The sequence below is a fragment of the Candidatus Accumulibacter vicinus genome, from assembly GCF_000584955.1.
In the GTDB taxonomy this organism is placed as follows: domain Bacteria; phylum Pseudomonadota; class Gammaproteobacteria; order Burkholderiales; family Rhodocyclaceae; genus Accumulibacter; species Accumulibacter vicinus.
Genome location: NZ_JDSS02000019.1, coordinates 230,790 through 238,358 on the forward strand (window position 1 = coordinate 230,790; position 7,569 = coordinate 238,358).

General features: G+C 65.9%; 6 protein-coding genes and 1 pseudogene. 3 read left to right on the forward strand and 4 right to left on the reverse strand.

All coding sequences use genetic code 11. The features are described from left to right. Both CAPSK01_RS07460 and pmbA read right to left on the reverse strand, forming a co-directional pair. The coding region (locus CAPSK01_RS07460) for a caspase family protein (RefSeq protein WP_273703262.1) at positions 1 to 2,557 on the reverse strand (2,557 nt) is incomplete at its 3' end. Positions 2,558 to 2,618: 61 nt separating this feature from the next. Then, positions 2,619 to 3,974: a metalloprotease PmbA gene (gene pmbA, locus CAPSK01_RS07465; RefSeq protein ID WP_034924557.1), complete on the reverse strand. Its 1,356-nt coding sequence runs from the start codon at positions 3,972 to 3,974 to the stop codon at positions 2,619 to 2,621. Positions 3,975 to 4,105: 131 nt separating this feature from the next. Between pmbA and yjgA the strand changes: the two genes are divergently transcribed. Together yjgA and mog are read left to right on the forward strand one after the other, a co-directional pair. Next, positions 4,106 to 4,642 carry a ribosome biogenesis factor YjgA gene (gene yjgA / locus CAPSK01_RS07470; RefSeq protein WP_034924560.1) on the forward strand — a complete coding sequence of 179 codons (537 nt, stop codon included), beginning with the start codon at positions 4,106 to 4,108 and terminating at the stop codon, positions 4,640 to 4,642. Continuing rightward, positions 4,626 to 5,213: pseudogene (gene mog, locus CAPSK01_RS07475) on the forward strand (molybdopterin adenylyltransferase); the annotation flags it as partial. The gene yjgA and the pseudogene mog, both read left to right, overlap by 17 nt. A 120-nt stretch (positions 5,214 to 5,333) precedes the next feature. Here mog and CAPSK01_RS07480 read toward each other — a convergent pair. Then, positions 5,334 to 5,528: a YjfB family protein gene (locus tag CAPSK01_RS07480; RefSeq protein WP_034924561.1), complete on the reverse strand. Its 195-nt coding sequence runs from the start codon at positions 5,526 to 5,528 to the stop codon at positions 5,334 to 5,336. Positions 5,529 to 5,639: 111 nt separating this feature from the next. Beyond that, complete coding sequence (locus CAPSK01_RS07485; protein WP_034924564.1) at positions 5,640 to 5,894, reverse strand: UPF0175 family protein; 255 nt, start codon at positions 5,892 to 5,894, stop codon at positions 5,640 to 5,642. Positions 5,895 to 6,755: 861 nt separating this feature from the next. On the opposite strand from CAPSK01_RS07485, the gene CAPSK01_RS07490 reads away from it, so the two are divergent. Continuing rightward, positions 6,756 to 7,569, forward strand: an 814-nt coding sequence (locus tag CAPSK01_RS07490) for a molybdopterin-dependent oxidoreductase (RefSeq protein WP_034924566.1), incomplete at its 3' end; no start/stop codon positions are given.

Sequence of the window (7,569 nt, forward strand, 5' to 3'; positions counted from 1 at the left end):
GCGCGGCGGCCGAGAACCGCGCGTCGGCGACGCGGCCGCTTGCGGCCAGGGCGCGCAGGAAGTCGCGCGCCGAGCGGGCGGCGTGCGTCGCCTGATAGCCGGCAAGCAGCAGGATCGGCTCGCGCCACCAGGGGTCCTCGAGTCGTTCGGCGAGGAAGGAGAGCATCGCTTCGCGGCTGTCGCGCCCGATGACCTCGCTCAGGTAGCGGGCGACGAGGAATTCCTGCAAGGCGAGATGCAGGAAACGGTAGGCGCCGTCGCGCTCTTCGAGGACGCTGCCGCGTTGCCGCGCATGGCGGACGAAATCGTCGAGGCGCGGCTGAAACTCGGGTTCCGCGCGCAGGATGGCGCGCAGTGCCGGCTCCTCGATCTCGCGCCCCTGATCAGCACCCTGCTGGTGCATGCGGAAAGCGAGCTGCTGCGCCATGTCGCGGTACAGCGTCCAGTCGGCGGACAGCTCGCGATTGTCGCTCTCGTCGCGTCCGTAATCGACCTGCAGCAGGGCGTTGATCGCCTTGTCGAAGAGGTCGGCGCGCTGCTCGGGCAGTGCGCGGTTGTTGAGATGGACGATCAACAGCAGCCGCACCATCAGCGGGCTGTCGACCAGCGCGGCGGCGTTTTCGCCCAGGCGTTGGCGACGATCGGCCTCGAGTTGCAGAATCCCGTTCAGCAGGTCGTCGGAGCGCTCGAGCCGGCGCACGCTGTCCTGCGGGTGGATGCAGCCGTAGGCCTGACGCACCATCGGCGCGATGTGCCGCGCGTGCTCGAGCGCCTGCACCACGATCTCGCGAAAACCGGCCCCGAGGGCGGTGCTGCCGCTGCGGTAGGCGATCGTGCGACAGGTGACGACGACGCGCATCGCGTCGCGACCGGCGACGAGATTCTCCACCGACTGGCGGACCTCGGCGCGTTCGCCCTCGTTCGCCACTTCGTCGAGTCCGTCGAGCAGCAGCAGGACGTTGCGCCCGTCATTGAGCAGGCGGACGAAGAAGTCGGCCGGCAGGTCGAAGGGGGCTTCCCGGCTGACCAGGTGGTGGGAAATGAAATGCGCCAGGGTTTTTTCACGCGCCGGCGCCGCCGCCGGCAAGTGACGACGGTAGCGCGCGAACGAGGCCAGCGGCACGAAGATGGGCAGCGGCAGTTCGCTCGCCGCCATCGTCAGGCCGAGACGCGAGCGCGCGGGTTCGGGCTGTCCGGCGAGCAGCGCAGAGGCCAGCGCCCAGGCCATGTGCAGCAGGACCGTCGTCTTGCCGCAACCGGGCCCGCCGATGATGGCCAGACGATGGCCGAGGCCGAGGACCTCGTTCAGGGCGATGTCGGCTTCGCGGCCGGAAAGCCCGCCGAAACGCGGCAGCGAGCGGGCGCGCAGCGGCACGTAGGCGGTCTCGATCGGCAACACGACAACCGCCGCGCCGCCCGCCCGTTCGATGCCGCGCAGCTCGATGCTCTGCGTGCGCTCCTGCAGCCAGCGCAGGTAGCCGGCGACCTGCCGGGCGATGTCTTCCTTGCTCGGGGCGCTGCCGCTGGCGGCGCGGCAGTCGTGGTAGTACTTGTTGACGATCTGCGTGCGGTTGACGAGGCTGCCGCCGATGTCGCCACTGACCTGGATTGCTCCTGGTCCGAACGCGTCGCCACCGCCCTGCGCGACGACGCCTAGGCCCTGCACGAAGGCTGCAAGGGAAACCGCCGGCGGCAGGGGCGCCAAGGGGTCGGGCGCCGCCTGCCCCTTGCCGAGCCCTTTGCCGCCGAGCACCAGCGCGACCGGAAAGTTGCCGGTGAGGCGTGGGTCCGGGGTCTGTGGGGCGCCATGCTGCGCCAGTGCGCTGTGCGGAACGTGCCGCTGCAGGTAGCCGATCAGGTCGGAAACCAGCACCTCGGGCGCTCCACCGCTTGGCTGCGCATGCCCGGTCAGCGCTTCGATCAGGTGAAAGGTGAAAATGCTCATCCGCCCGTCGGCACGCAGGTAGGAGCTTTCGCCGGGCTGGCACGAACTGAGCACGGCGCGTCCGGCGCCAGTGGCCAGGCGACCAGCAGCCAGCGACTTGGCTTCGGGCAGGAAGAGCGCCGGCGGAATCGCCGCGCTGGCGAATGGCGCCGGCGCCGCCTGCTTGACCGCCATGCCGGCCGCGTGACAGCAGTCGAGAACGACGAGCAGGCGGCGCGGCGTCAGTTGCGCGACGACCTCGGCAAAGTCGGCGGCGCGGATCGCGCTGCTGTGCATCAACTGCGGGTTGAAGTCGTAGGGGATCAGGTAGTGCTCACCGCCTTCGACGTGGCCGTGGCCGCTGAAGTAGATGATGGCTGTCGAGTCGCCGTCCGGCATCGCCGCCAGTTCGTCGGCCAGCCAGCGCAGCCCGTCGAAGACTCCTTGCCGGCTGCTCTCGGCGCCGGTCAGCAGACGAAGCTTGTCCGGCGCGTAGCCGCAGCGCGCCGGATGGATCAGGACATCGCGCAGCGCGCGCGCGTCGGCGGCCACGGCCGGCAGGGCGGCGCTGGCTTCCCTGTTCTGGTCCACGGCGATCAGCAGCGCACAGGCGTTCTCGAAGTGATGGCTCATCTGGTCTCCTGCTTAGGCGGAGGGAGCAGAGGACGGCGTCAGAGGAGGGAAGTCATGACCGTCAGTCACCGGCCACCTTCATTTTTTCGATGAGCAGGGAACCTACCTGCTTCGAGCCGCGTACCAGGACGTCGTTGCCGACTGCCGCAAGATTCCTGAACATGTCGCGCAGATTGCCGGCAATGGTGATTCCTTCGACCGGGTGTACGATCTCGCCGCCTTCAATCCAGTAACCGGCTGCGCCGCGCGAATAATCGCCGGTCACATAGTTGACGCCTTGACCGAGCAGTTCGGTCACCAGCAATCCACGCCCCATCTTTCTGAGCAGACCCTGCAGATCACGTTTTCCCGGTCGGACGATCAGGTTGTGGCAGCCCCCCGCATTGCCCGTGCTCTGCATCCCCAGCTTGCGTGCGCTGTAGGCGCTCAGGAAGTAGCCCTGCAGCCTGCCGTCGACCAGCACTTCGCGGTCGTGCGTCGCGACCCCGTCGCTATCGAAATGGCTGCTCGCCAGGCCACCGCGCAGATGTGGCCGTTCGCTGATCTGTACCTTCTTAGAAAAGACGCGCTTGCCGAGACTGTCGACCAGGAAGGATGTCTTCCGGTACAGGCTGCCACCGCTGACCGCATGCACGAAGTGGCCGATCAGCGAGGAGGCGAGCGGCGCCTCGAAAACGACCGGCACCCGGCAGGTCCGGACCTTGCGCGCGGCGAGTCGCGAGACGGCCCGCCGCGCGGCGATCTCGCCAATCGATTCGGGCGAGCCGATCGCCGAGGGGTCGCGAGCCGTCGAATACCAGTCGTCACGCTGCATTTTGTCGTTCTTGCCGGCGATCACCGAGCACGCAAGATAATGCCGCGAGCTCGGGTAGCCGCCCATGAAACCCAGGCTGTTGGCTGAAATGAACTGCCCTTCCTGGATCGATACCGTCGCTCCTTCCGAGTTGCTGATCTGCGGGCTGACGGCAAATGCCGCCTGTTCGCAACGCTGGGCAAGGTCGACAGCGGCTTCGACCGAGAGTAGCCAGGGGTGGTAGAGATCGAGATCCGGCAGGCTGCCGGTGTCGATGGCCAGCAACTCCGGGTCGGGCAGGCCGGCACAGGGGTCGGCGGCCGTAAAGCGGGCAATGTTCAACGCCGCGTCGACGGTCTCGCGCCAGGCCGTCGAAGAAAAGTCGGAGGTGCTCGCCTGACCCTTCCGCTGACCCAGATAGACCGAGACCGCGATTCCCTTGTCGCGGTTGTATTCGATGGTTTCGACTTCGCCGCAGCGCACCGTCACGGATTGACCAAAACCCACCGAGACGTCGACCTCGCAGGCGCTTGCGCCCTGCTTTCCGGCATACGCCAGGACCTCCTGTGCCAGTTGCTGAAGAACTTCGAGACGATGGCTGAAGCGGGATTCGCTAACGGCCATGGGGGGGGATGAACGGGGCATGGGAGCGGTCGCCAGAGGAAAAAAACGTTATCATAGCAGTTCCCCGAAAGGCGCCGCTTGCCGCATGGCAGGCCTTTCACCCGACCCAGCGAAAGACCCGTCTTAAGCCGATGAGCCCCCCCGAAGAAGCGCCCGCACCCCCCTCGAAAACACAACGCAAGCGGGCCATGGAAGAACTCCAGGTGCTCGGCGAGGAACTCGTGGCACTGGCCACCGAGCGGCTCAACAAGATTGCGCTCCCGGAAGATCTGCTCGCCGCCGTCCATGAAACCCGGCGCATGTCCCGACACGACGATGCACGGCGGCGCCAACTACAGTATATCGGCCGCCTGATGCGCGACGTTGATCCGGCACCGATCCGCAATGCGCTGGCGGCAGTGCGCGGCGAATCAGCCGAAGCAACCGGCAAACTGCACCGCCTCGAACGCCTGCGCGCCGAGCTGATGGCGGATGAGAAGGTGCTCTACCGAATCGCCAGTGCATCCCCGTCGATCGACCTGCAGCACCTGCGCTCGTTGCGCCGCGCCGCCCTGCTTGAGCAGGCACAGGGCAAGCCACCGCGCAGTTTCCGCGCCATCTTCCGGTTCCTCAAGGAACTCGAGCAGGGCGACCCCCTACCGGACAGCCACGATGAACACGAACCCTGATGAAGAATTGCTGATCGGCCTGGTGTCGATCAGCGACCGTGCCTCGCAAGGCCTCTATGCGGACCAAGGCATCCCGGCGCTACGCGAATGGTTTGCCGGCGCCTTGTGCAGCCCCTGGCGAATGGAAACCCGCCTGATTGCCGACGACCAGGCAGCGATCGAAGCCACGCTGATCGAATTGGTCGATGCCGTCGGTTGTCACTTGGTGCTGACCACCGGTGGCACCGGCCCAGCCGCGCGCGACGTCACGCCAGAAGCCACGCTGGCGGTCGCCGACAAGGTGATGCCGGGCTTCGGTGAAGAAATGCGGCGCATCAGCCTCCACTTCGTTCCGACCGCCATTCTCTCGCGTCAGGTCGGGGTGATTCGTCGGCAGGCCTTGATCCTCAATCTGCCGGGGCAACCGAAGTCGATCCGGGAAACCCTGGAAGGGGTCAAGGCTGCCGACGGCACGGTGCTGGCGAACGGCATCTTCGCCGCGGTCCCTTACTGCATCGACCTGATCGGCGGTCCGTACATCGAAACGGTCGACGCAGTGATCCAGGCCTTCCGGCCCAAATCCGCGCGCCGGCCTGCCCCGAAGGAGCCACCCCGGACGCCGGACCTGGGCGACCAGGCAAGTACCGCGGACGCAACCGCGGCACGGCGATCCGGCGTGGACGCGTGATTCGAAGCTGACGCGACGCTCGCCTCAAGCGGAGGTATCGACCCGATTACCCAGATGCAACGGGTTGTTGGGAACCCCCTGCGCAGCCGCTTCCACCAATTGCAGTGCGCCTTGCGCCTGTACGTCGAGCGCTTTTTTCAGTACCGCCATCTGGACCGCATCGGCCGTTCTGGCCTGGCTCATTTCAGTTGCCGCAGCGGCGATTCCGGTGACGTTCATGATCTCTACTCCAATGAATTGATGACCCTTGAGATTGTCTCTACGGCACCTGCGGGCGGATCTTGAGGGCAGATTGGGTCGATCACCGGTTGTCGTTCGAAGGATGGGAGATCAGGCGCCACTTTGCAGTTCCTCGATGACTTCCTCAGCCGTGTATTGGAATGGGCTAACCTTGTAGCGCGAGAGGGCATCAATGAAACCCGCCCGGGTCAGGCCCGCGATTTCGGCGGCGCGACCTTGCGAAAGCCGGCCGAGTTCATACCATTTGATGGCGGCGGCGACGCGCATCTCCTGCGCAAATTCCTTGGGTGCTTGATGCAAGGTGGCGAATGCCGAGTCGGGCAGGTCCAGGATTACTTGCGTCATGTGGATCTCCTTTGAGCAGGCTGGGATGGGTCACATCATGCATGGTCGTTGCGCAGGCGCCCGGCGAGGATGCGGGCGGCTTCGGAGTCGGCGGTCCATTCGTTCATTCCTTCAACAAGGCCTTGTCGATGCATTTCGAGCCGGGTGCCATCGTCTGCCGAGTGGCAAGGATAGGAGATCCAACGCTACGTCCGCAAGTGTTCCAGGCTGGTCCGGACAGCCGTCGTGATTCGGGGAAAGCGTGCCGACGGAGCGGGAAAACCTCGCCGGAATCGCAGCGCGAGGATGACCCTGGGTCGCTGCGGCGACCCAGGGCGCAAGCGTTCGATCGGATCTCTTCGTGCGGCCTTTACCAGGCGATGCGCTGATCGCCGCACTTCGGACAAAGCAGCGGGAAGAGCTCATCGATCCGGGCGAGCAGTAGGGCCCCGGCGGTTCGCGCGGCGTGGCGATGGATCGGCTCTTCTGCGGCTTGAGCGGCCTCGGCGGATGCCCTCGTCGGGGCGGTTGGTGGTGCGCCGGGCGCCACAGCCGGGGTCTGCGCTGCCGGCGTTTCGGCCCGCGGGCCCGCCAGCGCCGTGCCGGAAAAAACCGGGCACCGACGACAAAAAGCCAGTACAGCCTCGCCTCCTAAGGCTGCCGGTACGTTGACGCCGTCGCCATAAATGCGTACGGTATATTTTCACCACGGGAAAATCGACATGTCGAAAAATGTCTCGGGAACGCCCCGCATTGACGCAGCCGCGAGACGCGGCGCACCATGACGAGGCACCATGGCCGAAAAACACCCGCGCGACATGCCATCTCCATGATTTATCATGGTGGCACGCCTATTGCTCTGCACAATCAGGAGCAATCATCATGAACCAGCAAATCAAATCCACCTGTTGTTACTGCGGCGTCGGTTGCGGGTTGCTGATCGAAACCGAAGCCGGACAGATCGTTGGCGTACGCGGCGACCCCGATCACCCCGCCAACCTCGGCCGGCTGTGCAGCAAGGGCGCGACACTGCACCTGACGGCGAAGCCGGACGATCGCCTGCTGCATCCGCAGCTGCGCCTGGACCGCAATCTGCCGCGTCAGCGCGTCGGCTGGGACACGGCGCTCGATCATGCGGCCGACCGTTTTGCCCGGATCATCCGCGCGCATGGGCCGGACAGCGTCGCCTTCTACGTCTCGGGGCAGTTGCTCACCGAGGATTATTACGTCTTCAACAAGCTCGCCAAGGGGCTGATCGGCACCAACAACATCGACACCAACTCGCGCCTGTGCATGTCGTCGGCGGTGGCCGGTTACAAGCAGACGCTCGGCGCCGATGCTCCACCGTGTTGTTACGAGGACATCGCCCTGACCGACTGCCTGCTGATTGCCGGCGCCAACCCGGCGATCGCGCATCCGATCGTCTTTCGCCGCATCGAGGACGCACGCGCAGCCAATCCGGAACTGCGGATCATCGTCATCGACCCGCGCCGCAGCGAAACCGCAGCGCTGGCCGACCTGCACCTGGCGCTCAGGCCCGGCACCGACATCGCGCTCTACAACGGTCTGCTCAACGTCCTGCTCGACGAGCAACGCGTCGATCGCGACTACATCGCCCGGCATACCGAGGGCTTCGACGAACTCGAAGCCCTCGTGGCCGCCTACCCGCCAGCGGCGGTGGCCGGGGTCTGCGGCC